Raw genomic sequence first — 23997 nt, forward strand, 5'->3', positions numbered from 1 at the left:
TGAGAATGAGTAATCTGTCTCGTTCTGGATAGAGAGGTGAATCCTTATCTGAGTTTAGCCAGCCATTCACCCAGCATCTGCACAATTTGCACCAGAATCAGCAGTACAATGACGGTCAGAATCACCACGCTGGTATCAAAACGCTGGTAACCGTAAGAAATGGCCAGATCACCAATACCACCGGCACCGACGGCACCGGCCATTGCAGTTGCACCAATCAGGCTGATGGTGGCGGTGGTCAGGTTTAGAATCAGCGAGCTACGTGCTTCCGGCAAAATAAACTTGAAAATAATCTGCAGCGGTGTCGCACCCATGGCTTGTGCTGACTCAATAATCCCTTCATTCACTTCCAGCAATGAGGTTTCCACCAGACGGCCAATATATGGACCGACATAAATGGTCAGCGGGACAATGGCAGCCCGGGTGCCAATTGAGGTACCGACCAGAAACTTGGTTAAAGGAATAACGGCAATTAACAGGATAATAAATGGCAGGGAACGTAGCGCATTTACAATCGGGTTCAGGCCATGATAAATCGCGCGGTTCGGTAAAATACCCCCCGGACGGGTGGCGACCAGGGTAATCCCCTGAATAAAGCCCCAGATACAGCCAAACAGCATGGCAAAAAACACCATGTGGAAAGTTTCTTGTAAGGCTGTGACAAACTGGTCCATCGACAGGGCGCTTTTCCAGAACGGCGCGGTCAGGCTGGTGAGCCACTGGACAATTAAATCTCTCATCCTTGTACTCCTGCTTGTTCAACCTGAACCCCATTTTGTTCGAGGAACTGAAGTGCTTGCTGAATAATGGCCGGGTCCCCTAGCAACTGAATAAACATCTGCCCAATCACCGCGCCATTAATTTCAGTCATGTTGGCAAATAAAATATTCAGGCTTAAATCAAACTGTTTAATTACTGCCTGAATCACGGTTTCCTGCGCCGATTTCCCTAAAAATTTCAGGCAGTAAATACTGTGCTGATTCTGGTTTTCCAGATTGTTTAAAATATTCACCGGTAACTGCTGTTGCAGCACGGTTTGAATAAAATTCTTGGTGGTTGGATGCTGCGGCTGGCTAAAAATGTCCAGGGTAGAACCGGTTTCAATCACCTGGCCATGTTCCATAACGGCCACATAATCACAGACTGATTCAATTACATCCATTTCATGGGTGACCATGACAATGGTAATGCCTTGTTCACGATTAATTTTTTTTAGCAGTTCCAGCACCGATTGCGTGGTTTGCGGATCCAGCGCACTGGTGGCTTCATCACAAAGTAAGATTTTAGGATGATTGGCCAGGGCACGGGCAATCCCGACCCGCTGTTTTTGACCGCCAGACAGCTCATCTGGATAGGCATCTTTTTTATGTTTCAGATCAATAAATTCGAGCAGTTCATTCAGGCGTTTTTCACGCTCTGCCGCCGACCAGCCGAGCAGTTTCATCGGCATTTCAATATTGGCCGCTACGGTTTTGGTTTGCAGCAGGTTAAAGTGCTGGAAAATCATGCCGATATTGGCACGTTCCTGACGCAGCGCCTTGGCACTTAAAGCGGTAAAGTCAGTGTTATTGATGATTACCTGACCTTCATTCGGGCGCTCCAGCAAATTAATCAGACGAATGAGGGTACTTTTTCCTGCACCACTATAACCAATAATTCCAAAGATACTGCCATCTGGAATTTGCAGATTGACCTGATCCAGCGCGCGAATGGTCTGGCCTTTAAGCTGATAATGTTTGGAAATATTCTTAAATTCGATCATAGCGTCAAGAAACTGTACAAAAATGAAAAACAGGCAAAGTACACTTTGCCTGTTTGTTAACTCAGCATTATATGCTTAATTGGTTTCAGTTAAATAGCTGACAGGTTTATTTACCGCAACTTTTGTGCCACCGAAGTTTTGATCTACATACTGTTTCACCGCTTCAGTGTGATAAAGCTCACCGACTTTTTTCAGGATCGGGTCATCTTTACGTGCTTCTGCAACTGCCAATACGTTGACGTTCAGCTTGGTGCTCTGGTCAATTGGTTCGTAGAAGATTGAATCTTTCAGTACGTTTAAACCGCCTTCCATCGCTAGGGTATTGCCTAGCACAATGGCATCAACTTCATCTTTAACACGAACTGCAGTCGCCATTTGAATTGGCTTGATGACAATTGCTTTGGCATTTTCAGTAATGTCATTTGGAGTGCCCGTTGCAGGAGAGAAGCCTGCTTTCAGCTTGATCAGACCTGCAGATTGCAATAACAGCAGGGCACGCGCTTCATTGGCTGCATCATTCGGAATAGCAATGGTCGCGCCGTTCTGGAACTCTTCCACTTTTTTCACTTTGCTTGAGTAAATACCCATTGGCTCAAGATAGGTAGTCGAAACCGGCGCAATCTTCTGCTCATTGTTGGCATTGTAAGCCACCAGATAAGCATAAGACTGGAATGCGTTCACATCAATTTCGTTGTTTGCCACAGCGGTGTTCATTGAAACGTAATCGGTGAAGTTTTTCACTTCCAGCTTGATACCCGCCGCTTCAGTTTCAGGCAAAGTCGCAATATAGCGCCAGATGTCAGCATCGGAACCGGTAGATGCCATGGTGACGGTTTGTACAGTTGCAGCATCAGTTTGTGCGGCGTCAGTTGCCGGCGTTTCCTGTTTTGCACAGCCAGCTAAACCAACAGAAAGACCTAGAACCAGGCCAAGGAACTTTTTCATGTGTCCATCCCAAATAAAGTGAAGCAGCCAAGCTGTTACTTTATTGATAATTTTAAGCGCCGGGATTTCACTTGAGCCGAAAGAGGCGAGATTCAAGTCCATCCAGTGCGCGAATTCGTTTAGGCTTTCAGCTATCTGCTGTATTTTTCAATTGACTTTAAAAGCGCTTAAAGCCATGTAATTGAAAACTTTATTTTTAGAAGATAGCGAAAAAATGGTCTACATCATAACAATAAATTGATATACAAAATAGTGTATAGAAACTAGACCTTTAGCCGTATTCTTTCATAAGTAAAGTTCATAAAATAAGAAAAGAATAAATAAATCAATTTACTATTTTGAATTGAAAGGGCTAAATCTATGAAAAAATCTTATAGATGTTTATATAAAAAATTATCCAATCTAAATCGTAAAAATAGATATAGCACAGATGGGGTAGGATGATAGATCTTTATAATGATTATTTCCTTCAATCCTATGACAGTTTTCATCCAGCCTTGAGATTTTTTAATGAGTTTGCAGATAGCTTTGGCGATCAATCTGATAGAGCACATGCATAAGTAAAGGATGATCTGCCGGCACCAGCGGATGCGCAAAGGTTTTGACTTTGCTTAAACCAATTTTTTGCATGACTTTTTCCGAGGGAGCATTGAGCACGGTAGTAAAGGAAACCACGTTGTCCAGCTGTAGCTCACGAAAAGCATAATCCAGTATGGCTTTTGCACCTTCGGTGGCATAACCGTTGTGCCAGTATTGCTTGGCCAGTTGCCAGCCAATTTCAATGCACGGGGCAAAATCATAGTGTTCCAGATGCTGATGTAAGCCAATAAATTTAGTTCGACAGCAAACAGGCCCCAGCCGTGTGTGGCAATAAAACTTTGGATACGTTGCATAAAGGCTCGACTTTGTTGCTCGGTCAAGGGATTGAGGAAATAACGCATGACTTCAGGGTCGGCACACATTTGGATAAATGGGGCAGCGTCGCTGTCTTGCCATTGGCGGAGGATCAGGCGAGGGGTTTGGAGGTGGATTTTCATGTTAAAATGATTAATAAGCTCTTGATACATCATAAATGCATTTATCAAGAAAAGAATGATAATTTCCGTAATGAGATAAGACATGAAATCCCTTCTCTTGCGCTATATATGGCTCAGGGAGAAGGTGAGGCGGAGGGTTGGCTTCATAATGAAAAATTAAAGCACCTCTCCCTAACCCTCTCCTGAGAGGAGAGGGAAAATTTAGAAGCATAAAAAACCCCGCATTCAGCGGGGTTTTTTTACTTAATCAATCTAAGAGAGAATTAAGCATTTTCACGCGCAATCGCACGGTAACCAATATCTTTACGATATTGAACGCCGTCGAAGGTTACTTTTTGGCAAAGTTCTAAAGCTTTTGCTTGTGCTTCACCAATGGTGTTGCCTAGTGCAGTTACGCAAAGTACACGACCACCAGCAGTGACAATCTCACCATTTTCATTGGCTTTTGTACCGGCATGGAACACTTTGGCATCGGTCATTTCGGTGTTTAAACCAGAAATCACATCGCCATTGCTAGACGTTTCTGGGTAGCCTTTAGATGCTAAAACAATACCGACAGTCTTACGCTCATCCCATTCAGCTTCTGCTGGCAAGTTACCTGCAATACCAGCCTCAACCAGATCAACCAAAGATGATTTTAAACGCATCATGATCGGTTGAGTTTCAGGATCACCGAAACGACAGTTAAACTCGATTACCTTTGGTTGACCTTGTTCATCAATCATCAAGCCAGCGTACAAGAAACCGGTGTATACGTGACCATCTGCTTTCATACCGTCAACGGTTGGGCGCATTACTTCTTTCATCACGCGCTCAAATACGTCTGCAGTCACCACAGGCGCAGGAGAGTAGGCACCCATACCGCCTGTGTTTGGACCTTGGTCGCCTTCAAAAATACGTTTATGGTCTTGAGAAGTGGCCATTGGCAAGATGTTGTCGCCATCAATCATACAAATGAATGATGCTTCTTCACCTGCAAGGAATTCTTCGATGACTACGCGAGAACCGGCATCACCAAATTTGTTGCCTGCCAGCATGTCATCAATGGCTGCAAATGCTTCTTCGTTGGTCATCGCCACGATTACGCCTTTACCTGCAGCAAGACCATCCGCCTTAATCACAATCGGCGCACCATTTTTTTCAACAAAGGCTTTGGCTGCATCAACTTCAGTGAATACGTCATAGAATGCAGTTGGAATGTTGTGGCGTTTTAAGAAATGCTTGGCAAATGCTTTAGAGCCTTCAAGCTGCGCTGCAAACTGGGTTGGACCCCAGATTTTTAAACCTGCTTCACGGCAAGCATCCACCACACCATTGACCAGCGGTGCTTCAGGACCAACCACGATTAAATCTACCGCATTGTTTTTTGCAAAGTCGATAATCGCCGCATTGTCTAAAATGCTTAAATTGATGTTTTCACATTTAGCTTCGGTTGCTGTACCTGCGTTGCCTGGTGCAACAAAAACTTTAGCAACTTTTTCATCTTGTGCGATTTTCCATGCCAATGCATGTTCACGACCGCCATTACCCAAAACTAAAATGTTCATTTAAAAAATCCCTCAAAATTGAATCCCTCCCAACCTCCCTTTAAGAAAGGGAGGGGAATCGCGAAAAACACTGTTCTCTTACGCGAAAAGTCCCCCTTTTTACAAAGGGGGATTTAGGGGGATGATTAAATACGACTTCTAATTAATTTAGTTAATTAGTGACGGAAGTGACGCATGCCAGTGAACACCATGGCAATACCAGCTTCGTCAGCTGCTGCAATGGTTTCTTCATCACGCATAGAACCACCCGGCTGGATAATGCATTTGATCCCTGCTTTCGCAGCGTTATCAATACCATCACGGAACGGGAAGAATGCGTCAGATGCCATCACTGCACCTTCAACCACGAGGCCTGCATGTTCAGCTTTAATTGCTGCAATACGCGCAGAGTTTACACGGCTCATTTGGCCTGCGCCCACACCGATGGTTTGACGGTTTTTCGCATACACAATCGCGTTAGACTTCACGTATTTCGCCACTTTCCAGGCAAAGATCATGTCGTCAATTTCTTGCTCGGTTGGAGCACGTTTGGTCACCACTTTAAGATCATCTTTGGTGATCATGCCCAAGTCTTGGTCTTGCACCAGCAAACCACCGTTGACACGTTTGTAGTCCATTTGTGGCGCACGTTCGTCAATTGCTGGTAATTCGCCACAGACCAGTACACGTACGTTTTTCTTCGCGCCAGTCACGTCCAAAACACCTTCAGCAACGCTTGGTGCAATAATCACTTCAACGAATTGACGGTCAACAATGGCTTGTGCAGTTGCAACGTCTAATTCACGGTTGAATGCAATGATGCCACCGAATGCAGATTCAGGATCGGTTGCATAAGCCAAGTCGTAAGCCGCTTGAATGCCGTCTAAAGATACCGCAACACCACATGGGTTGGCGTGTTTTACGATCACACAAGCAGGTTTCGCGAATGATTTCACGCATTCAAGCGCAGCATCAGTGTCGGCGATGTTGTTATAAGAAAGTTCTTTACCTTGCAGCTGTTTAGCTGTTGAAACAGATGCTTCAGTTGCCGCTGGGTCTACATAGAATGCAGCCGATTGATGCGGGTTTTCACCGTAACGTAAATCTTGTGCTTTGTTCAATTGTGTATTGAACGTACGCGCAAATTTGTCTGCTTCGCCTTGTTCTTTACCTACGCGAGCGCCTAAGTAAGATGCGATCATGCCGTCGTATTGTGCAGTATGTTCAAATGCTTTCACTGCCAGGTCAAAACGGGTTGCGTATGACAGGCTGCCTTCAGCTTTAAGCTCGGCAATAACAGTCGCATAGTCAGATGCGTTGACGACGATACCGACAGACGCATGGTTTTTCGCCGCAGCACGAACCATGGTTGGACCACCGATGTCGATGTTTTCAATCGCATCTGGCAGGGTGCAGTCAGGTTTTGCAACCGTTGCTGCAAATGGATAAAGGTTCACTACCACCAAATCGATTGCATCGATGTTGTGTTCTGCCATTACAGCTTCGTCTAGACCGCGACGAGCCAGAATGCCGCCATGAATTTTAGGATGTAAAGTTTTTACACGACCATCCATCATTTCTGGAAAACCGGTGTGCTCTGAAACTTCAACTACAGCGATATTGTTGTCTTTAAGCAACTTATATGTACCGCCTGTAGATAAAATTTCTACCCCAAGAGCCACTAGATTTTGTGCAAATTCAACAATTCCAGTTTTGTCAGAAACAGAGATTAAAGCGCGTTTAATAGTCATGATTTTCGTCACAGTTATCAAAAAACAGATTAAAACATTAGCAAAATGCGGTTAAAAAAAATGCCCACGAAAGCCGCGAGCATTTTATCATTTATTCACTCATTAAACCGTGAGCTTTTAACTTTTTACGTAAAGTACCACGGTTTAAGCCTAGAATCTCGGCAGCACGTGTCTGGTTACCACGTGTATATTCTAGAACTACAGATAAAAGAGGTTTCTCCATTTCTGCTAGCACCATGTCATACACCTGAGAAGGTTGCTCGCCTTGCAATTGAGCAAAGTAATGGCGAACTGCGCGATCAACGTGGATACGAAGAGCGACATCAGATTGTGCAGTAAAAATAGGAGATTTGCTATTCATGCGAATTAATCCGAAAAATCAGATATCACTTGGGTAAAGTGATATATAAATGTGGTCTATAAATAAATGAACCCCGTTTTAGATCCTAAAACGAGAGTTCTAAAACTGGAACATTTAGCTTGCCACAACTCACAGCGCTGGTCGAAAAATAAGCGTAACAATAGATTAATAATTGTTACAGACCAAAAATCGAAACGAAAAAACCTGCTCAATACGCGTTATTGAAAATAAGGCGCATTCTGCGAGTTTCTATTTGTTTTGAATTACTGAGGAGTATGCAGCACTAAGCTTACGTGGCGCGTATCATACCATTGTCTTAGAAAAAGTGAGCAAGAAAACTGCACTTTTTTTACATTTTTTTTTAATTTTTAAGGCTTGATAATTTCTAAATTATAGGTATCAAAGCTTTTTCGGGTCACTGGCAGCTGAATTTCAAACTTGAATGGGGTATTTTTTGGAATCCGCTCAATGCTGGCCAGACTTTTAATTAAATACTCTTTCGGTTCGAGTACATAGGTCGCCACTTCTTCATTATCATCTTTTAAGGTGATTTTCAGTTTTGGCAATACCAAACTCTTGTCATGAAAATTGATCAGCTCGCCGGAGAACAAGGTATGTTCATGGTCATAGCGTTTCACCCGCACACGGTTAATTGAAATCAGGCTGTACTGCTTTTCAAAGGTTTCACAGTTAAACAGCTGGCAGACCCCGTTAAAAGCCACAGTCAGGGCAGGGCTGTTGTTCATAAATTTCGGGTTAAACCATAGAATCTGGAAAATCAGCAAACCGACCAGACTAAAATTGACAATACCCCACAGCGTGTAATAGCCCGCACCATGTTTCTTGCGTTCTTGCTGCAGTTCATTTTCAGACAGATTCATCGAGGGAATACTGGCAATCGGTTCGGTGCTGAAATAATTCAGATTGTTTAAGTAGGTCTTTAAATCAATATTGGAATGTTCAACCTTACGGTCAAAAATATCCAGCAGATGGGTTTCATGTGTGTCGTCAAAAGCCAGACCATGATCGGCCAGAACCGGCGAACTGACCTGTCCACCAGTAAAACCGTTGTATTCGAGCTGGGTTGGCGCAGGCTTTGGCTGCACCAGATGCGAGAGTGCATTAAAGGTAGAGGCACATTTGGGACAGCAAACCATGCCCTGAGCCACTGTAAGCTGTGCAACAGAAACTTTATAGGTGGTTAAACACTCGGGGCACTTGGTCTGCTTTTCACTCATAAGATCTATAGAGGTTGATTAATGCGGCTGGCGCTTCCCGGAAATTCGGCACCAGTTTTCTTCACGTTTTTCGACCTCTAATATATCAAAAAATTCAGAATAAACACTAGAAACTTCAGCAACTTGCTCTTCGATTACACCTGCAAGTGCGAACTCTCCCTCAGATTTGGTTAAAGTTGCGAATTCAGGCGCAAGCATCATTAACGGGCCAGCCAGAATGTTGGCAACCAGTACATCGGCTTTCTGATCTTTTAAGGTTTCATTAAACTCTTCAGGCAGACCGACAAACAGACGATCCAGTACGCCATTCAATTCAGCATTTTGCTGGGTGGCTAAAACCGCTTGTGGGTCAATATCAGTGGCATAGACTTTTTTCGCACCTAAAAGTAGGGCAGCAACACCTAAAATGCCAGAACCGCAACCATAGTCGATGACGATTTTATCTTTAACATCGGTTTTACCTAACCATTGCAGGCACAGGAACGTTGAGGCATGGTTACCGGTACCAAAGGCCAGACCCGGATCCAGTTTAATATTCACGGCATCTGCTTCAGGGGGTTCCAGCCATTCCGGTACAATCCAGAATTTTTCAGCAATCTGGATTGGCTCGTAATAATCCATCCATGAGCGTTCCCAGACCTGATCTTCCAGGAATTCGCTACGCATTGGTGCATCTGGCAGTTGAGTGCGAATGAAAGTTTCCAGCGCAGTAACATCAATTTCTTCGTTTTCGTCCTGTGCATAAATACCGGTCACAATCACCTTGTTCCACAGCGGTGTTTCGCCTGGAAGTGGTTCAAGCAAGTCCTGATTTTCAGCATCATCCAGCGTTACACTCACGGCACCCAGTGAGCTGAGTAATGTTTCAGTAAAGTCGACTTGAGCTTGATCAACAGTAATATGTATTTGTAACCACTTCACAGGAATAACCTAATTTGTTTTTTCAAAAGGATATTGTAGCGGAAGGCAATCGGTTTCGCCTACCAATGTACAAAATAAAAAGGATGCCAGCGCGACATCCTTGGGTGAAAAAAGTGCTTAACTGTTTGCCACCACAGGCTTGGGTTCGGCAATCGGCACAAAGCGGTTTAATAACATGCCGAAGATGGCGGCGAAGATATACATGAAAATAGAATAGACTGCCGCCGGCATGGCCACGGTTGAACTGGCCATAACGGTTAAGGCAATGGTCATGGCAAGCGTGCTGTTATGAATCCCAATTTCAAAGGCACTGGCACGGGCCTGGGCGCTATTAATCCCAAACAGGCGTGGGACGAAGTAACCAATCACCAGACTGGAAATACAGAACAGTGCGGTAGCCAGGCCAATATCACCAATATAATTCAGGATATTGTGTCGCTCCTGCACAATGGCCCCGATGATAATTAAAATCAGAAAGATCACTGCAAAAATCCGTAACGGTTTATTCAGTTTCTCGGTCAGTCGCGGGGCATAATGACGAATTAGCATACCAATAATCACCGGCACAATAATAATCCCGAATACCTGCAAGATTTTACTGAATTGCAGGCCAATGCTTTGGTCAGCCTGTAAAAAGTGGGCAATTGCGAAATTAACGATAATGGGTAAGGTCAGTGCTGCAATCACCGAGTTAATTGCAGTTAAAGTAATGTTGAGCGCTAGATCACCCTTAAATAAATAACTGAACAGGTTGGCGGTACTGCCACCCGGCGAAGCAGCCAGTAGCATCATGCCGACGGCCAGTAATGGCGGCAGCACCAGAATTTTACATAATAAAAAGGCAATCCCGACCAGCAATACCAGCTGGCAAAATAGTGCGACCAGGACTGCTTTGGGGTGTTTGGTAACGCGTGCGAAATCTTTGGGCGTGAGTTCCAGCCCCAGCCCAACCATAATAATGGCCAGCGCCAAGGGCAGCATAATGGTAATAATGCCTGAATCCATATGACCTTCCTGTCAAATTTATCCTTGTGTGAAAAGACAGTTGCTTCATGCAAAATATCTTTTACTGTTTATTCAAATTACTCTATGACTTTCTGTTTTACCGAATTTAACGGCATTCGTCTAGCCAGTAAATGTCCAAAGATCAAGGCAAACATATACATGAAGATGGTGTAAATGGCGGCAGGAATGGCAATCTGGGTGCTTTGTAGTACCGACAGTGCCAAGGTTAAAGACAGCGCGGTGTTATGAATACTCATAAAGAAACCGCAGGAGCGTGCCTGCTGTTCGGGAATGTCCATCAGCTGTGGCAGCACATAACCAGCCACCAGACTGACAAAAGCATACAGGGCGGTGGCCAGTCCAACCTGTTCCATATACTGCGCCAGCTGATAGCGCTCCTGAAAGAGCGCGAAAAAGAACAGGGCAAAAATAAAATATACCGACATGCGTCGAATTGGTTTACTCAGCCGTTTGGCCAGCTCTGGAAAAGAGGAGCGAATGGCCATCCCTAAACAGACTGGTACTAAAATTAGCAGGAAGGTATAGGCAATCCGCTCAATCGGCATGCTGATTTCGGTCTGATCGGCCATGAAATAGCGCATGGCAATACTAATCACAAAAGGCAGGGTTAAAATGGCCATCACCGAATTGATGGCGACCACAACAATATTTAAAGCCACATCGCCTTTATAGACATAGCTGAACAGGGCAGAGGTAGAGCCGCTAGGGGTGGCCGACAGCAGCATTAACCCCACTGCCAGCAAAGGAGGCAGTTCTAAAAACAGGCAGAGAATAAATGCCAGTCCAACCAGCAAGACCTGCCGGGTAAACAAGGCAATAAAAATGACTTTCGGTTGCTGATTGACCCGAATAAAATCTTTAGGGCTGAGTAGCAAGCCCAAACCCATCATTAATACCGCCAAGGTTAGCGGTAGAAAGAAGGTAAAAATGCCGCTTTGCATGGCATCATCCTATTTAATTCTTATTTTCCCCAGTTTCAGTGTAATTGAGTTGAGTTTTAAATCAACCATAAAAATAATAAAAACAGCCATTTACTTGGTAATAAATGGCTGTTTTCTTGATTGAGTTCACATATTTTGGCTAGATGTGAATCGGGTTGGAGTTTACATTTGAGCAGGACGCGGCGGGGTAAATCCAAGGGCACATTTACCACGAACTTCTGCACCGGAAATGGTTGCCGTGGTTGCATTCATGTCTTGGCCACAGGTGGTATACAGTGCAGCTTCATCACCCTGAATATCGAGTTTTCTGTCTGCCGGGAAGAACTGTGGCTGGCAGGTACCGTTCCAGATAATGCCACGATAGGCAAAGCTGACAGCAGCACCTTGAGATTTGCCTTTACAGACATTCTGATAGCGCTGTGAATCGTACACTTTTTCAACTTTGTCATTTGCCTGTACAGCTGCAAATGGAGATAAACATAAACCGCAGAGGATGGATGAGAGGAGTATCTTCTTATTCATAATTCGTACCTGTGCTTGTTTGTAATGAGTACATGATTTAGGATAAAAAATAATCAAAATAAAACAACCTATATCTGGTTAATTTTTAATATGAAATGTTTTTATTTGCGGTATATCTGCAACGTTCATTTACATTGCCAGGCGATCAATCAGGTGAAAAACCACGAGAAAATCCAAATAAAATTGACTTAATCTGTCAACTTATACGCCGGCTTTTGCTATAATATTCTGTCATTTCTTTTTATCTCTCAATTTACCACTATGCATTATCCTAAAGTTTACGATGTCATTGTTATCGGCGGCGGTCACGCGGGTACGGAAGCGGCTTTGGCTGCGGCGCGTATGGGCCGACAAACCTTGCTCTTAACTCATAACATTGAGACTTTGGGGCAGATGAGCTGTAACCCGGCCATTGGTGGTATTGGTAAATCGCATCTGGTGCGTGAAATTGATGCCTTGGGCGGTGCAATGGCGCTGGCTGCTGATAAAGGCGGTATCCAGTTCCGTATTTTAAACTCGCGTAAAGGTGCAGCAGTGCGTGCAACACGTGCACAGGCTGACCGGGTTCGCTATAAAGCTGCCATTCGTGAGACTTTGGAAAACCAGGCCAATTTGGATATTTTCCAGCAAGCGGCGGATGACCTGATTGTAGAAGGCGATACCGTTAAAGGTGTGGTCACCCAAATGGGCATTCGCTTTGATGCCAAAACGGTAGTATTGACTGCCGGGACCTTCCTGGGTGGTGTGATTCACGTCGGTCTGGAAAAATCCAGCGGTGGTCGTGCCGGTGATCCACCCTCTATTTCTCTGGCACACCGTTTACGTGAATTGCAGCTGCCGGTGGGCCGTTTAAAAACCGGGACTCCACCGCGTATTGATGCACGTTCAGTTGATTTTTCGGTGATGACGCCGCAGCCGGGTGATTTCCCGTCTCCAGTGATGTCATTTATGGGCGATGCGTCGATGCATCCTGAACAGGTTAACTGTTATATCACCCATACCAATGAAAAAACCCATGACATTATTCGTGGTGGTTTGGATCGTTCGCCAATGTATACCGGCGTGATTGAAGGGGTAGGTCCACGTTACTGTCCTTCGATTGAAGATAAAATTCACCGTTTTGCCGACAAAGATTCGCACCAAGTGTTCTTGGAGCCTGAAGGCTTAGATACCCACGAGCTGTATCCAAACGGTATTTCAACTTCACTGCCTTTTGATGTGCAGTTTGAATTGGTACGCTCAATCCGTGGTATGGAAAATGCCCATATTCTGCGTCCGGGTTATGCGATTGAATACGATTATTTCAACCCGCAAGCATTGAAATTCACTTTGGAAACCAAAGCGATCAATAACCTGTACTTTGCCGGTCAAATCAACGGGACTACTGGTTATGAAGAAGCCGGTGCGCAAGGTCTGCTTGCAGGTTTGAACGCTGCACGCCGTGCCTGGGATCAGGAACAGTGGACGCCAAAACGTGATGAAGCGTATATGGGCGTACTGGTTGACGACCTGATTACCTTGGGAACCAAAGAACCGTACCGGATGTTCACCTCACGTGCCGAATACCGTTTAATGCTGCGTGAAGATAACGCAGATCAGCGTTTAACCGCGATTGGCCGTGAACTGGGTCTGGTGGATGATGCACGCTGGAATGCTTACTGTGAAAAAATGGATGCAGTTGAGCGTGAGAAAGGCCGTTTACAGCACTTGTGGGCTGCGCCAAATAACCCGATGGGTAAAAAATTCGTTGAAATGACGGGTGCAGACCTTTCTAAAGAGTGTTCTGCAATTGACCTGCTGAAACGTCCAAATATCACTTTTGCGCAAATTGCCGAACTGACTGGTTCAGAAGTATCGCAGCAAGTCGGTGACCAGATTGAAATTGCGGTGAAATACGAAGGGTATATCAACCGTCAGCATGAAGATGTAGCGCAGATGAAACGTCTGGAAGAAACCAAAATCCCGGCTGATTTTGATTATGACGGCGTATCTGGTCTGTCGCGTGAAATCACCATGAAGCTGAAACAGGTATTGCCGGAAACTCTGGCACAGGCCAGTCGTATTCCAGGCGTGACTCCTGCGGCAGTTCAATTGGTGATGATCACCATTCGTAAAAATGCCCAAGCCCGTAAATCTGCTTAAAAGATCCTAATTTGTGAAAAAGCCCGCGGTTGAGATCGCGGGCTTTTTTATGTGCTGAATAAATAAAGTGGAAATTGAGTTTAAGAAAAAAACAGATTTAAGCTGCAGATCTTATGATTTCACAGATGATATTGGAGCCGTTACAGTGATCTTATCCAAACAGAGAGGAGTACACGATGACCTTAAAAACCATTCGTTATAATACGGCTGAACTGGCATGCTAACAGCAATAGCATCCTGTTCAACTTCCCTAAAAATCAGCAGCGATAACAAAAAAATTGAAAAAATGATAAGCAAATGTTAGGTCCCGGACTTGGGACCTTTTTTATTCATTGACTTGATGCACAGCGTCAGACACTTCTGCCGGTTCAATCTGTACCAGTTTTTTGCCAAAACTGCGCAGCCACCACACCAGTTGCGAGGTAAATGGTACATTGGAAATGACCTGATACAAGCCATTGTCCAGCTGGATAATCTGCTGGTCTTTGCTTAAACGGGTTTCTTCAAAATAATGCGCATCGACTTCTGACATGGTCAGTTTCAACTCGATATTTTCAGTCGGCTTGCTGTAATCGACTCTAAAGCCCAGCGCGCCGGATTCAATATAGGCATCAATATCAAAATTAACCGGATGCAGGGCGCGGGAATTTAATACCTCCGCCGATTTAAAGCGATGCAGGGCAAAGGTCTGAATATCGGTTTTGTCGTGTCGGGTGCAAATCAGATAAATCACTGCACCTTTTTGTACCAGTGCCAGCGGATTCAGAATATAGGTTTTCTCTTCCGAAGCCGTGGTACGTGGATGGTAAACGCATTCCAGCTGTTTGTCCTGTAGCAGACCTTCATAAATAGCCTGTTGTGCGCTTTTATCGACTACCGGCGGAATCAGCGGCTGAATGGCCGGCACAATCCGCACCCGGTTAATCCACTGACGGACATTGTTCTGGGTCGACAGGCTGCGCCGTGCCAGATCAAACCACGGGGTCATTTCCTCAATCAGGCTAGGCGGTAACAGATGCTTGAGATGTTCTTCCACCATCATAAAGGTAACTGCCTGCGAGCTGGTCATGTGCGGCAGGCTTTGTAGCGGTGCATCGGAGCGCCAGCGCCAGCCTTGCGGGACGGTGCCGTTATTTTCAATCGGGAAGCGCTGCGAAATCTGGTTTAAATCACGCTGGATGGTACGTAGGCTGATATCAATGCCTTCACGTTGCAGAATTTCCTGTAATTCACGGGTGCCCATCCATTTTCCGGTAGAAAGGCGGGACAGGATTTGCCACTGGCGATAGAGGCTATTGGACGTTTCTTTTTCTTGTGTCGACATATTGGAATCAGCGCTGAGATAAATATTGGAGAGTACATGGCTATAGTCCACACAATAAGAAATGTCATGCTTTTTGGCAAGTGGCAGGCACGAGGTCTGGCGATAAATTGATACAAGATGAAGCAAAATAAGATTTGTTTTATCTGTACAGATCGGCGATAAAGAAAGAGTGAATGCTAAGTCACAATTATTGGCACTGGAATTGCTTATATGAAATTGGAAAGGATAACAATGATGAGGTTTGTATGCTGAAAGAAAATCAAGATACAAATTCAATAGATACAATAACATCAGACCATCTTTTAGAGCGGGTGCAGGTCTCGGTGACCGATATTTCGCTGCCGCAGCAAAAATCATCTGTATTATTCGAACAATTGAAATCTGAATTTTTTAATGAATTGTCGGGCGAACAGAGCCTTGCCGATAGTGCCGCGCAGAAAATCGAACAATGGCTGACCCAGCACAGTTTAGAAGAACTGACAGCACTGAATGATGCCGCCAAAGCCCATTTTCTGTATCAGGGAATTACCTTTACCGTGTATGGCGATCAGGAAGGCACCGAGCGCACCATTCCTTTTGATATTATTCCGCGGGTTATGGCCCGGCAGCAATGGAATACAGTGGCCTTGGGCTGTGCCCAGCGTACCCGGGCGCTAAATCTGTTTTTACATGATATTTATCATCAACAGGATATTCTAAAAGCCGGTATCGTACCGGAACTGCAGGTGCTGACCCACGAAGCCTATCAGCCACATATGCTTGGTCATGGTATGAAGGGTAAGGTCTATAGTCAGATTAGTGGCATTGACATTATTCGTGATCAGCACGGTGAATTTTTTGTGCTGGAAGACAATTTAAGAACGCCATCGGGTGTGTCTTATATGCTGGAAAGCCGTAAGATTAGCCAGAAACTGATTCCCCAGCTGTATCAGCAGAATAATATTCAGGGCATCGAGCATTATCCGCAGCTTTTAAAAGAAATTCTGGCCGAAAATGCCTATGTCGATCAGCCTTTTATTGTGGTGCTGACCCCGGGGCGCTATAACAGTGCCTATTATGAACATACATTTTTAGCCCGTGAGATGGGTGTACCTTTGGTAACATCGAGTGACCTGTTTGTATTAAATGACAAGGTTTATGTGAAAACGGTGCGGGGCAAACAGCAGGTTGATGTAATTTATCGCAGGGTAGATGATGCATTTTTAGACCCGCTCTGTTTCAGACCGGACAGCACCTTGGGTGTACCGGGCCTGATGTCGGCCTATTTACAGCATCACGTCGTCATCGCCAATGCGCCGGGAACCGGGGTGGCCGATGACAAATCCATTTATCCTTATGTCGATAAAATGATTCATTTCTATTTGGGTGAACAACCAATCTTAAATAATGTCCCGACCTATCAATGCCGCGAAGCAGATGATCTGGCCTATGTGCTGGAACATCTGGAACAGTTGGTGGTGAAAGAAGCACAAGGTTCAGGCGGATATGGCATGCTGATTGGTCCTCAAGCCTCCGAGGAGCAACTGGCCGAGTTTAAAATGAAAATTCTGGCCGCACCGCAAGCCTACATTGCCCAGCCGACCCTGAATCTGTCGGTGAGTCCGACCTTAACCGAACAGGGCATTGCCGAACGGCATATTGATTTACGTCCTTTTGTGCTCAGCTCGCCTTATCGCACTGAAATTGTTCCCGGTGGTTTAACCCGTGTAGCCATGCAGGCCGGTTCGCTGGTGGTCAATTCATCTCAAGGTGGTGGCATTAAAGATACCTGGGTGGTTGATCCCTTACATTCATAACAACTCCCAAGGAGAATCATGTGATTTTACTGAGTCGTAATGCACAGCAGATTTTCTGGTTGGGTCGTTATTTGACCCGCATCCAGTATTTATGCAGTCAGTTTCCATTTAAATATAATGATGATGCCTTGCAGTATGCACACGCCTTCTGTTTGCCAGCCTTTGATGCGGCATCTTTAAATGAGCTGATTCTAAATCCGGAACAGCCCGCCTCTTTTCATCAGCAGTTTCAGTATGCCAAAGATAATATTCAGGATTTACGCGGGGTCTTGTCGGCACATGCCTATGCCGAATTAAACCAGTACATTAAAAATGCCAAAGAAAATCCGGCCTATATCTGTGATGTGGTCGGAGATTGTCATGAAGTCTTAGAAGCTGAAGCATCTGATATTTTTCTGTTCTTTAAATTGGGCCAGCATCTCGAGCAACTGGACCGGCAATTGCGCTTAAAGCAGGATATTCAGGGCACGGTCTATTATATTGAAGTGGTGGTGGGATTATTGACCCAAGCCGGCTGGGATTCTTTATCCGAAATCTGGATGAAGCTGAAGCAGCAGCCCGACAGCATGCATTTTTACCAGTTTAGTGACCATATCCAGCAACTGTTCGAGGCCGATGCATGAGGCTCATGATTAATCACCAGACCCATTATCATTATTCGGCACCGGCCTGTAACAGTATTCAATATATTAAAATGACCCCGCCGAACAATGCCCATCAACAGGTTCATCATTGGGCGATTAGTGTGCCAGGGGAATCCGAGATTAAACAGGATGCTTTTCAGAATATCTGGATGACCAGCACCCAGCGCTTTAGCTATCAAAGTCTGAGTATTATGGCGCAGGGCATTGTCGAGTTGCGTCCGCAGATGCGATGGGGCCTGCAAGATCAGCTGAATCCCTATCTATTTTTACAACCAACAGCCAGCACGCTGTGCAGCCCTGAAATGCAGTGTTTTGCACGGCAGTATGTGTTGCAGGTGAATCGTGACAACCTGATCCGTTTGTCAGAAGCGATTTTAAGCCATATGCCATACCGTCCGGCCCAAACTTCGGTGCAGACCACCGCCATTGAAGCCTTTCAGGCCAAACAGGGCGTCTGTCAGGATCATGCCCATGTACTAATTGCCATGTGTAAATCTTTGGGCGTACCGGCGCGTTATGTTTCGGGTTATTTATATAGCAGCAACAGTTCACATCTTGCCAGCCATGCCTGGGTAGAGGTATTTTTAGAACAGCACTGGTACTGTTTTGATGTCAGCAATCTGGCCTTTCAGCCAGACTCGCATGTCTATCTGGCCGTCGGGCGGGATTATTGGGATGTGGCACCGGTCCGTGGCGTAAGAGAAAAAGGCGGCATCGAGTATATGCAGACCATGGTGCAGGTTCTGGCCTGCTAAGTAATGGATGACAATTAAAAGGATAATGCTATGACGTATTGCTGTGCGCTGCGTTTAAAAGATGGTCTGGTGTTTATTAGTGATTCGCGTACCAATGCCGGGGTCGATCACATTTCGGTATTTCGCAAGCTGTATACCTTTGGCGTGGAAGGTGAGCGCCTGATTACCATTCAGACCTCGGGCAACCTGGCGACCACGCAGGCAGTCATCGGGCATTTAAAAAATCATCTGACTTTAAACCAGGAACCGCATTTATACAGTGTCAAAACCATGTTTGAAGTGGCAGAATTGGTGGGTTGTTTGCTGAAAAAAGTCATTCAGGATGTCACTGACGATAAAGACGAGCAGCATAATTATTATTGCAATTTGCTGGTGGGTGGACAGATCAAAGGCGAGCCGATGCAGCTGTATCATATCTATCCACAAGGCAATTTTATTTGCGCCACGCGCGATACCCCATTTTTCCAGATTGGGGAAAGTAAATATGGCAAACCAATTCTTGACCGGGCCTTACGCTATGATATGTCGCTGGAAGATGCCTTACGCTGCGGCCTGATTTCTTTTGATTCCACTTTACGTTCCAATGTGTCCGTGGGTATGCCGCTGGACTGTATGGTTTATCATAAAGACAGCCTGCATATTCCTTTGGGCAAACGTATTTGCGAAGAAGACCCGTACTTTGAATATATTAGCAAGCAGTGGTCCGATACCTTAAGACGCGGGTTGCAGGAATTGCCGGTGCCAACCGAAGATTATTTGACTTAAAAGCTCAGTCCCTTTATTTTAATCAAGTTTTCCTTGAATGATAAATCCTTAAGAAAATCAAAAAATATTCGTACAGATCATGATGAGGACTTGAATATGTTTCAGCTTTGCTATGCCAGCCAGAGTACCTCGACGGCTGAAAATTTACTGCAAGATTTACGCAATATTCTGATCGAAGCGCGCAATGCAAATACCCAGCATCAGGTATCGGGTGTGCTGTGCTATGCAGAGGGTTATTTTTTTCAATGTCTGCAAGGTGATGAACAGGCCGTTCAGGAAATTTTTGCCGGGATTGTTGGTGATCCGCGTCATCAGAATATCCAGATTTTTACCGAGAATCATGTTGTCCAGCAGCGTTTTCAGGATTGGGCTATGAAATATGTGATGCGTAATAGCGAGATCAAAGCCTATTTTCAGCAACTCGGTCATGCGCAATTTTTACCGCATCAATTAAATGCCACACAGGTTGATGGATTGCTTCAGGTGCTATATAAGGCGCTAAATCATTCGGTGGTAGATGAGGTGGCTTAAATCTGCTGCCTGCGTTATAAAAAGAATAAAAAAAGAACCTCCATTGAGATTCTCTTTTATTGAAAAGATTAAATAACTTTACGGTCCGGACGCTGGGTTAAGCGGCACAACAGCTCATAACCAATGGTGCCATTGGCCGCTGCGACATCATCCACTAATCGTTGCTTGCCCCAAAGCTCGACTTCCGTGCCTAACTGAACATCCAATCCAGTTACATCAATAGCAATCATATCCATGGCAACACGACCGACTACAGCTGCTTTTTGGCCTTTAATGGCGACAAAATTCTGCGCAAAGAAGGCACGTGGATAACCATCACCGTAGCCAATGGACACAATAGCCAGTTGCATAGCTTTATCGGCAGTAAAGGTCGAGCCATAACCAACCTGTTCACCGGCCTGAATCTCATTTAAGGCAATAATTTCTGCGCTAAAGGTCATCACCGGTTTTAAATCTAGTGCATAAATATCTCGGTCTGCAAACGGAGTTGCGCCATAAAGCATGATGCCGGGACGGACAAAATCAAAATGCAGTTCCGGATATTTATAAATAGCAGCAGAATTACAGCACGAAGCTAAAATCGGTGCGCAGTCGTTTTTTACTTCCAGAAACTGACGGATCTGTTCATCATTCAGTGGATGATCAGCATCTGCATTGGCAAAGTGCATCGCCAGAACACAGGTAAAGCCGGCCGATTTTAATTGCTGAATGACCTCTTTAATCACCTCAAGTTTAAAGCCCAGACGGTTCATGCCGCTGTTGAGCTTAACCCAGACTTTCAGATTTTTAGAGATATAGGCATCTTTGTGCGCAATGAGCCATGTAACCTGTTCAGGCTGATGCACCACAATCTCGATATTCTGTTCAATGACAATTGGCATTTCATCTTCAGTGAACACGCCTTCAATCAAGGTGATGGGTTGCTGGAACCCCAGTTCACGAATTTCTAGTGCTTCTTGTAAACAGGCGACACCAAAGGCATCGCTGTTTTGTAAGGCTGCTAAGCAGTCTTTAACGCCATGTCCATAAGCATTGGCTTTGACCATACTGACAATTTTGGCAGTCGGGGCAAGTTGTCTGACACGGTTTAAATTATATTGAAGCGCAGCGCGATCAATATAAACTGTAGCTTGGCGCACCCTTATTTACTCCTACAGGGTCATGAAAAGGCAATGATGGCTGAATTATTCATCATCATCGTACTGAGCATAAAACTCAGGGGAAAGGTTACTAAAGCGGGTGTATTGGCCTTCAAACGCCAGACGCACGGTGCCAATCGGGCCGTTACGCTGTTTACCAATAATAATTTCGGCAGTACCGGCTTCTTTAGATTCCTTGTTATAGACCTCATCACGGTAAATGAACATGATCAAGTCGGCATCCTGCTCAATCGCACCCGATTCACGTAAGTCGGACATTACCGGGCGTTTGTTGGGACGGTTTTCCAGCGAGCGGTTGAGCTGAGAGAGGGCAATGACCGGACATTGCATTTCTTTGGCCAGGGCTTTCAAGCTACGCGAAATTTCTGAAATCTCGCCGACACGGTTATCGCCCATGCCCGGTACTTTCATCAGCTGCAAATAGTCGACCATGATACAGCCGAGTTTGCCGCCGTGCTGTTTGGCAATTCGGCGTGCACGCGAACGTACTTCGGTTGGAGGCAGTGCTGATGAGTCATCAATATATAAATGCTTTTCTTGTAGCTGTAAAATGGTGCCGGTGACTTTGGACCATTCATCGCCGCTGAGTTTGCCGGAACGTAAATTCCCCTGATGCACTTTGCCATACGAGGAAATCAGACGCATGGCAATTGAATCGGCTGGCATTTCCATGGAGTAAACCAGCGCCGGCAGGTCGTTATTGAACAGTACACTTTCAACCAGGTTCATGGCAAAGGTGGTTTTACCCATTGACGGACGCGCAGCCACAATAATCAGGTCGCCAGCTTGCATCCCCGAAGTTTTATTGTCCAGCTCGACAAAGCCGGTGGTCAGACCGGTAATATTGCCATCCATTTGCGACAGTTCATTTAACTTGTCGAAGACATCGGCCACGACGGTATTAATGGCTTTCGGACCGGCATTTTTCTTGTTGTTATTGTGCTGCTCGGCAATCTGGAAAATATTGGTTTCAGCGAGGTCTAGAATTTCACTGACAGTGCGGCCTTTGGTGTCATAGGCATTTTGCAGAATTTCCGAGCTGACTTTAATCATGTTTCTTAAGGTCGAAAACTCTTTAATTTTAGCCGCATAAGTTTCCAGGTTATAGAAACTCGATGGTGAATCGGCCATCAGCTGCATGAGATATTCTTCACCACCAATGGCATCAAGCAGATTGTGCTTAATCAGCCAGTCGTTAACCAGAACGGCATCATAAGGGGAATTTTCTTTGGCCAGGGTATCAATGGCACGGTAAATATATTTGTGTCGCGTGGCGTAGAAATCGGATTCCTGTAATACATCTCCGACCTGTTCCAGTGATTCGGCCACGGTCATGAGGGCAGCCAGAACGGCCTGCTCAATGGCCAGGTTATGCGGCGGGGTGCGAAACTCTTTGAGTGCACCGGAATCGTTGCTGGAACTCTCTGTTTTGACTGGAGTTGGTTTGGTGTTGGCCAGCGCCTGTGACATATAATTCCCTGATTTTAATACGATGAATACCAAATAAAACCGGTGGTCTTATAGCATGAATTCAATAAACGGTGTAACCACAAATCATACGCGCTCTGGCAAAAAAAGCGAGCAGATTTTAAGAACGGATAGCTTACAAAAAGGTGAGGAGATTTTTACAGAAATAAAAAAAGAGCATGCCAAGGCATGCCCTTTTTTCTTGCGAGAAATTACTCAGATACGATAGTAACGAGAACTTCAGCAACAACATCATGGTGCAATTGGATTGCGATGTTGAATTCACCAGTGTGACGAAGCGCACCGTTTGGTAAACGAACTTCTGAACGGTCTACTTCTAAACCAGCGTTCGTTAACGCGTCAGCGATGTCACGAGTACCGATTGAACCGAATAATTTACCTTCGTCACCCGCTTTCGCAGTGATTACGATATTTACTTCGTTCAGTTGGTCAGCACGTGCTTGAGCAGCAGCCAATACTTCAGCTTCTTGCTTCTCAAGTTCAGCACGACGAGCTTCAAAAGCAGCAGTGTTTGCTTCAGTCGCAGCAACTGCTTTACCTTGAGGGATAAGGAAATTACGGCCGTAACCAGCTTTAACTGATACTTTATCGCCTAATTTACCAAGGTTTTTAATGCGTTGTAATAAGATAATATCCACAGCTCAACCTCACTTATGATTGTCAGTGTAAGGGATCAACGCTAAGTAGCGAGCTTGTTTGATCGCAAGCGCTAATTGACGTTGGTAACGAGCTTTAGTACCTGTAATACGGCTAGGAACGATCTTGCCGTTTTCAGTGATGTACTGTTTTAAAGTATCGATATCTTTGTAGTCGATGTACGTAACGTTCTCAGCTGTAAAGCGGCAGAACTTGCGACGACGGTAAAAACGTGCCATTGATGTTCTCCTTATGCTTCAGCAGAGTCTTGGTTAACTTGTTGTGCTTCTTCACGTTGAGCTTTACGCGCACGTTTTTCTTCAGCACTCTTAGCCAGTAAAGACTCTTCAGTGATAGCGTTTTCACGACGGATGATTAAGCTACGAAGGATCGCGTCGTTATAACGGAACAATTCTTCAAGTTCATCAAGAGTCGTTTGACCACATTCAACGTTCATTAAAATGTAGTGCGCTTTGTGAATTTTGTTAATTGGGTAAGCCAATTGACGACGGCCCCAATCTTCTAAACGGTGAATTTGACCTTCAGCTTCTTTGATGTGAGTCAGGTAACGTTCTACCATACCCACAACTTGATCGCTTTGGTCTGGGTGTACCAAAAGTACGATTTCGTAGTGACGCATTGTCAGCTCCTTACGGTTTATGCAGCCCCTGACCAAATAGCCAGAAGCAAGGAGTCACAACCAGGGTTGTGTCGCAAAATTGCGAA

The 23997-nt window shown here is 45.1% G+C and carries 23 protein-coding genes and 1 pseudogene; 6 read left to right on the top strand and 18 right to left on the bottom strand.

Annotation, left to right across the window (positions count from 1 at the left end; all coding sequences use genetic code 11):
• Positions 1-44: 44 nt before the first annotated feature.
• From VF685_RS06355 to VF685_RS06410, 12 genes and pseudogenes are all read right to left on the bottom strand, one after another.
• On the bottom strand, positions 45-740 hold the full coding sequence (locus tag VF685_RS06355) for a methionine ABC transporter permease (RefSeq protein WP_286385006.1): 696 nt from the start codon (positions 738-740) through the stop codon (positions 45-47).
• Positions 737-1762 (bottom strand): methionine ABC transporter ATP-binding protein, encoded by a 1026-nt coding sequence (locus VF685_RS06360; protein ID WP_075174374.1) that lies wholly within the window; start codon positions 1760-1762, stop codon positions 737-739. The genes VF685_RS06355 and VF685_RS06360 overlap by 4 nt, the downstream gene beginning before the upstream one ends.
• 75 nt (positions 1763-1837) lie before the next feature.
• Positions 1838-2707: a MetQ/NlpA family ABC transporter substrate-binding protein gene (locus tag VF685_RS06365; RefSeq protein ID WP_075166892.1), complete on the bottom strand. Its 870-nt coding sequence runs from the start codon at positions 2705-2707 to the stop codon at positions 1838-1840.
• 507 nt (positions 2708-3214) lie between these two features.
• Positions 3215-3744 (bottom strand): annotated as a pseudogene (locus tag VF685_RS06370) (GNAT family N-acetyltransferase).
• A 263-nt stretch (positions 3745-4007) separates the two neighbouring features.
• Positions 4008-5291 (bottom strand): phosphoribosylamine--glycine ligase, encoded by a 1284-nt coding sequence (gene purD / locus VF685_RS06375; RefSeq protein WP_016659107.1) that lies wholly within the window; start codon positions 5289-5291, stop codon positions 4008-4010.
• A gap of 155 nt (positions 5292-5446) precedes the next feature.
• The gene (gene purH / locus VF685_RS06380; RefSeq protein ID WP_005178775.1) at positions 5447-7021 is read right to left on the bottom strand and encodes a bifunctional phosphoribosylaminoimidazolecarboxamide formyltransferase/IMP cyclohydrolase; all 1575 of its coding nucleotides are present in this window, start codon (positions 7019-7021) and stop codon (positions 5447-5449) included.
• A gap of 91 nt (positions 7022-7112) precedes the next feature.
• The gene (gene fis, locus VF685_RS06385; RefSeq protein ID WP_001086304.1) at positions 7113-7382 is read right to left on the bottom strand and encodes a DNA-binding transcriptional regulator Fis; all 270 of its coding nucleotides are present in this window, start codon (positions 7380-7382) and stop codon (positions 7113-7115) included.
• Between the two features lie 368 nt (positions 7383-7750).
• Positions 7751-8620 (bottom strand): DUF3426 domain-containing protein, encoded by an 870-nt coding sequence (locus tag VF685_RS06390; protein ID WP_005178772.1) that lies wholly within the window; start codon positions 8618-8620, stop codon positions 7751-7753.
• Between the two features lie 18 nt (positions 8621-8638).
• A complete protein-coding gene (prmA, locus tag VF685_RS06395; protein ID WP_168408508.1) occupies positions 8639-9541 on the bottom strand; it encodes a 50S ribosomal protein L11 methyltransferase in 903 nt (300 codons plus the stop codon).
• Positions 9542-9658: 117 nt separating this feature from the next.
• Entirely contained in the window at positions 9659-10546 is an 888-nt protein-coding gene (locus VF685_RS06400) for a bile acid:sodium symporter family protein (protein WP_163141761.1), read from the bottom strand.
• Between the two features lie 77 nt (positions 10547-10623).
• Positions 10624-11508 carry a bile acid:sodium symporter family protein gene (locus VF685_RS06405; RefSeq protein ID WP_127798754.1) on the bottom strand — a complete coding sequence of 295 codons (885 nt, stop codon included), beginning with the start codon at positions 11506-11508 and terminating at the stop codon, positions 10624-10626.
• Positions 11509-11670: 162 nt separating this feature from the next.
• The gene (locus VF685_RS06410) at positions 11671-12030 is read right to left on the bottom strand and encodes a hypothetical protein (protein ID WP_045794918.1); all 360 of its coding nucleotides are present in this window, start codon (positions 12028-12030) and stop codon (positions 11671-11673) included.
• Positions 12031-12291: 261 nt separating this feature from the next.
• On the opposite strand from VF685_RS06410, the gene mnmG reads away from it, so the two are divergent.
• Complete coding sequence (gene mnmG, locus VF685_RS06415; RefSeq protein WP_016659103.1) at positions 12292-14172, top strand: tRNA uridine-5-carboxymethylaminomethyl(34) synthesis enzyme MnmG; 1881 nt, start codon at positions 12292-12294, stop codon at positions 14170-14172.
• 325 nt (positions 14173-14497) lie between these two features.
• On the opposite strand, the gene VF685_RS06420 is transcribed toward mnmG, so the two are convergent.
• Positions 14498-15496, bottom strand: coding sequence for a helix-turn-helix transcriptional regulator (locus VF685_RS06420; RefSeq protein ID WP_152342431.1), 999 nt, complete (start codon positions 15494-15496; stop codon positions 14498-14500).
• Between the two features lie 245 nt (positions 15497-15741).
• Here VF685_RS06420 and VF685_RS06425 point away from each other — a divergent pair, with 245 nt between their 5' ends.
• The 5 genes from VF685_RS06425 to VF685_RS06445 all read left to right on the top strand — a co-directional run bounded on the left by VF685_RS06425 (position 15742) and on the right by VF685_RS06445 (position 19987).
• Positions 15742-17292: a circularly permuted type 2 ATP-grasp protein gene (locus VF685_RS06425; protein ID WP_440203591.1), complete on the top strand. Its 1551-nt coding sequence runs from the start codon at positions 15742-15744 to the stop codon at positions 17290-17292.
• 20 nt (positions 17293-17312) lie between these two features.
• Complete coding sequence (locus tag VF685_RS06430) at positions 17313-17915, top strand: alpha-E domain-containing protein (protein ID WP_045794921.1); 603 nt, start codon at positions 17313-17315, stop codon at positions 17913-17915.
• Positions 17912-18691, top strand: a complete 780-nt coding sequence (locus VF685_RS06435; RefSeq protein ID WP_440203592.1) for a transglutaminase family protein — start codon at positions 17912-17914, stop codon at positions 18689-18691. The genes VF685_RS06430 and VF685_RS06435 overlap by 4 nt, the downstream gene beginning before the upstream one ends.
• Before the next feature lie 30 nt (positions 18692-18721).
• Positions 18722-19456 (top strand): proteasome-type protease, encoded by a 735-nt coding sequence (locus VF685_RS06440; protein WP_005178750.1) that lies wholly within the window; start codon positions 18722-18724, stop codon positions 19454-19456.
• Positions 19457-19552: 96 nt separating this feature from the next.
• Positions 19553-19987 (top strand): BLUF domain-containing protein, encoded by a 435-nt coding sequence (locus tag VF685_RS06445; RefSeq protein ID WP_127798745.1) that lies wholly within the window; start codon positions 19553-19555, stop codon positions 19985-19987.
• A 68-nt stretch (positions 19988-20055) separates the two neighbouring features.
• Here the strand turns inward: VF685_RS06445 and alr are convergent, their stop codons facing one another.
• The 5 genes from alr to rpsF all read right to left on the bottom strand — a co-directional run bounded on the left by alr (position 20056) and on the right by rpsF (position 23911).
• Positions 20056-21126 (bottom strand): alanine racemase, encoded by a 1071-nt coding sequence (gene alr / locus VF685_RS06450; protein WP_005178746.1) that lies wholly within the window; start codon positions 21124-21126, stop codon positions 20056-20058.
• Positions 21127-21171: 45 nt separating this feature from the next.
• Positions 21172-22617 (bottom strand): replicative DNA helicase, encoded by a 1446-nt coding sequence (gene dnaB / locus VF685_RS06455; protein WP_005178744.1) that lies wholly within the window; start codon positions 22615-22617, stop codon positions 21172-21174.
• 209 nt (positions 22618-22826) lie between these two features.
• Complete coding sequence (rplI, locus tag VF685_RS06460; protein ID WP_005178742.1) at positions 22827-23273, bottom strand: 50S ribosomal protein L9; 447 nt, start codon at positions 23271-23273, stop codon at positions 22827-22829.
• A gap of 9 nt (positions 23274-23282) precedes the next feature.
• On the bottom strand, positions 23283-23510 hold the full coding sequence (gene rpsR / locus VF685_RS06465) for a 30S ribosomal protein S18 (RefSeq protein ID WP_004719336.1): 228 nt from the start codon (positions 23508-23510) through the stop codon (positions 23283-23285).
• 11 nt (positions 23511-23521) lie between these two features.
• Positions 23522-23911 (bottom strand): 30S ribosomal protein S6, encoded by a 390-nt coding sequence (gene rpsF / locus VF685_RS06470; RefSeq protein ID WP_005178734.1) that lies wholly within the window; start codon positions 23909-23911, stop codon positions 23522-23524.
• Positions 23912-23997: the final 86 nt, after the last annotated feature.

The sequence above is a fragment of the Acinetobacter sp. Brlt_5 genome (genome assembly GCF_051949055.1).
GTDB classification, from domain to species: Bacteria; Pseudomonadota; Gammaproteobacteria; order Pseudomonadales; family Moraxellaceae; genus Acinetobacter; species Acinetobacter indicus.

Excerpts from the sequence above, each read along its gene's own strand:
- VF685_RS06355 (WP_286385006.1), bottom strand. The coding sequence starts at position 740 with ATGAGAGATTTAATTGTCCAGTGGCTCACCAGCCTGACCGCGCCGTTC.
- VF685_RS06360 (WP_075174374.1), bottom strand. The coding sequence starts at position 1,762 with ATGATCGAATTTAAGAATATTTCCAAACATTATCAGCTTAAAGGCCAG.
- VF685_RS06365 (WP_075166892.1), bottom strand. The coding sequence starts at position 2,707 with ATGAAAAAGTTCCTTGGCCTGGTTCTAGGTCTTTCTGTTGGTTTAGCT.
- purD (WP_016659107.1), bottom strand. The coding sequence starts at position 5,291 with ATGAACATTTTAGTTTTGGGTAATGGCGGTCGTGAACATGCATTGGCA.
- purH (WP_005178775.1), bottom strand. The coding sequence starts at position 7,021 with ATGACTATTAAACGCGCTTTAATCTCTGTTTCTGACAAAACTGGAATT.
- fis (WP_001086304.1), bottom strand. The coding sequence starts at position 7,382 with ATGAATAGCAAATCTCCTATTTTTACTGCACAATCTGATGTCGCTCTT.
- VF685_RS06390 (WP_005178772.1), bottom strand. The coding sequence starts at position 8,620 with ATGAGTGAAAAGCAGACCAAGTGCCCCGAGTGTTTAACCACCTATAAA.
- VF685_RS06400 (WP_163141761.1), bottom strand. The coding sequence starts at position 10,546 with ATGGATTCAGGCATTATTACCATTATGCTGCCCTTGGCGCTGGCCATT.
- VF685_RS06405 (WP_127798754.1), bottom strand. The coding sequence starts at position 11,508 with ATGCAAAGCGGCATTTTTACCTTCTTTCTACCGCTAACCTTGGCGGTA.
- VF685_RS06410 (WP_045794918.1), bottom strand. The coding sequence starts at position 12,030 with ATGAATAAGAAGATACTCCTCTCATCCATCCTCTGCGGTTTATGTTTA.
- mnmG (WP_016659103.1), top strand. The coding sequence starts at position 12,292 with ATGCATTATCCTAAAGTTTACGATGTCATTGTTATCGGCGGCGGTCAC.
- VF685_RS06420 (WP_152342431.1), bottom strand. The coding sequence starts at position 15,496 with ATGTCGACACAAGAAAAAGAAACGTCCAATAGCCTCTATCGCCAGTGG.
- VF685_RS06425 (WP_440203591.1), top strand. The coding sequence starts at position 15,742 with ATGCTGAAAGAAAATCAAGATACAAATTCAATAGATACAATAACATCA.
- VF685_RS06435 (WP_440203592.1), top strand. The coding sequence starts at position 17,912 with ATGAGGCTCATGATTAATCACCAGACCCATTATCATTATTCGGCACCG.
- VF685_RS06440 (WP_005178750.1), top strand. The coding sequence starts at position 18,722 with ATGACGTATTGCTGTGCGCTGCGTTTAAAAGATGGTCTGGTGTTTATT.
- VF685_RS06445 (WP_127798745.1), top strand. The coding sequence starts at position 19,553 with ATGTTTCAGCTTTGCTATGCCAGCCAGAGTACCTCGACGGCTGAAAAT.
- dnaB (WP_005178744.1), bottom strand. The coding sequence starts at position 22,617 with ATGTCACAGGCGCTGGCCAACACCAAACCAACTCCAGTCAAAACAGAG.
- rpsR (WP_004719336.1), bottom strand. The coding sequence starts at position 23,510 with ATGGCACGTTTTTACCGTCGTCGCAAGTTCTGCCGCTTTACAGCTGAG.
- rpsF (WP_005178734.1), bottom strand. The coding sequence starts at position 23,911 with ATGCGTCACTACGAAATCGTACTTTTGGTACACCCAGACCAAAGCGAT.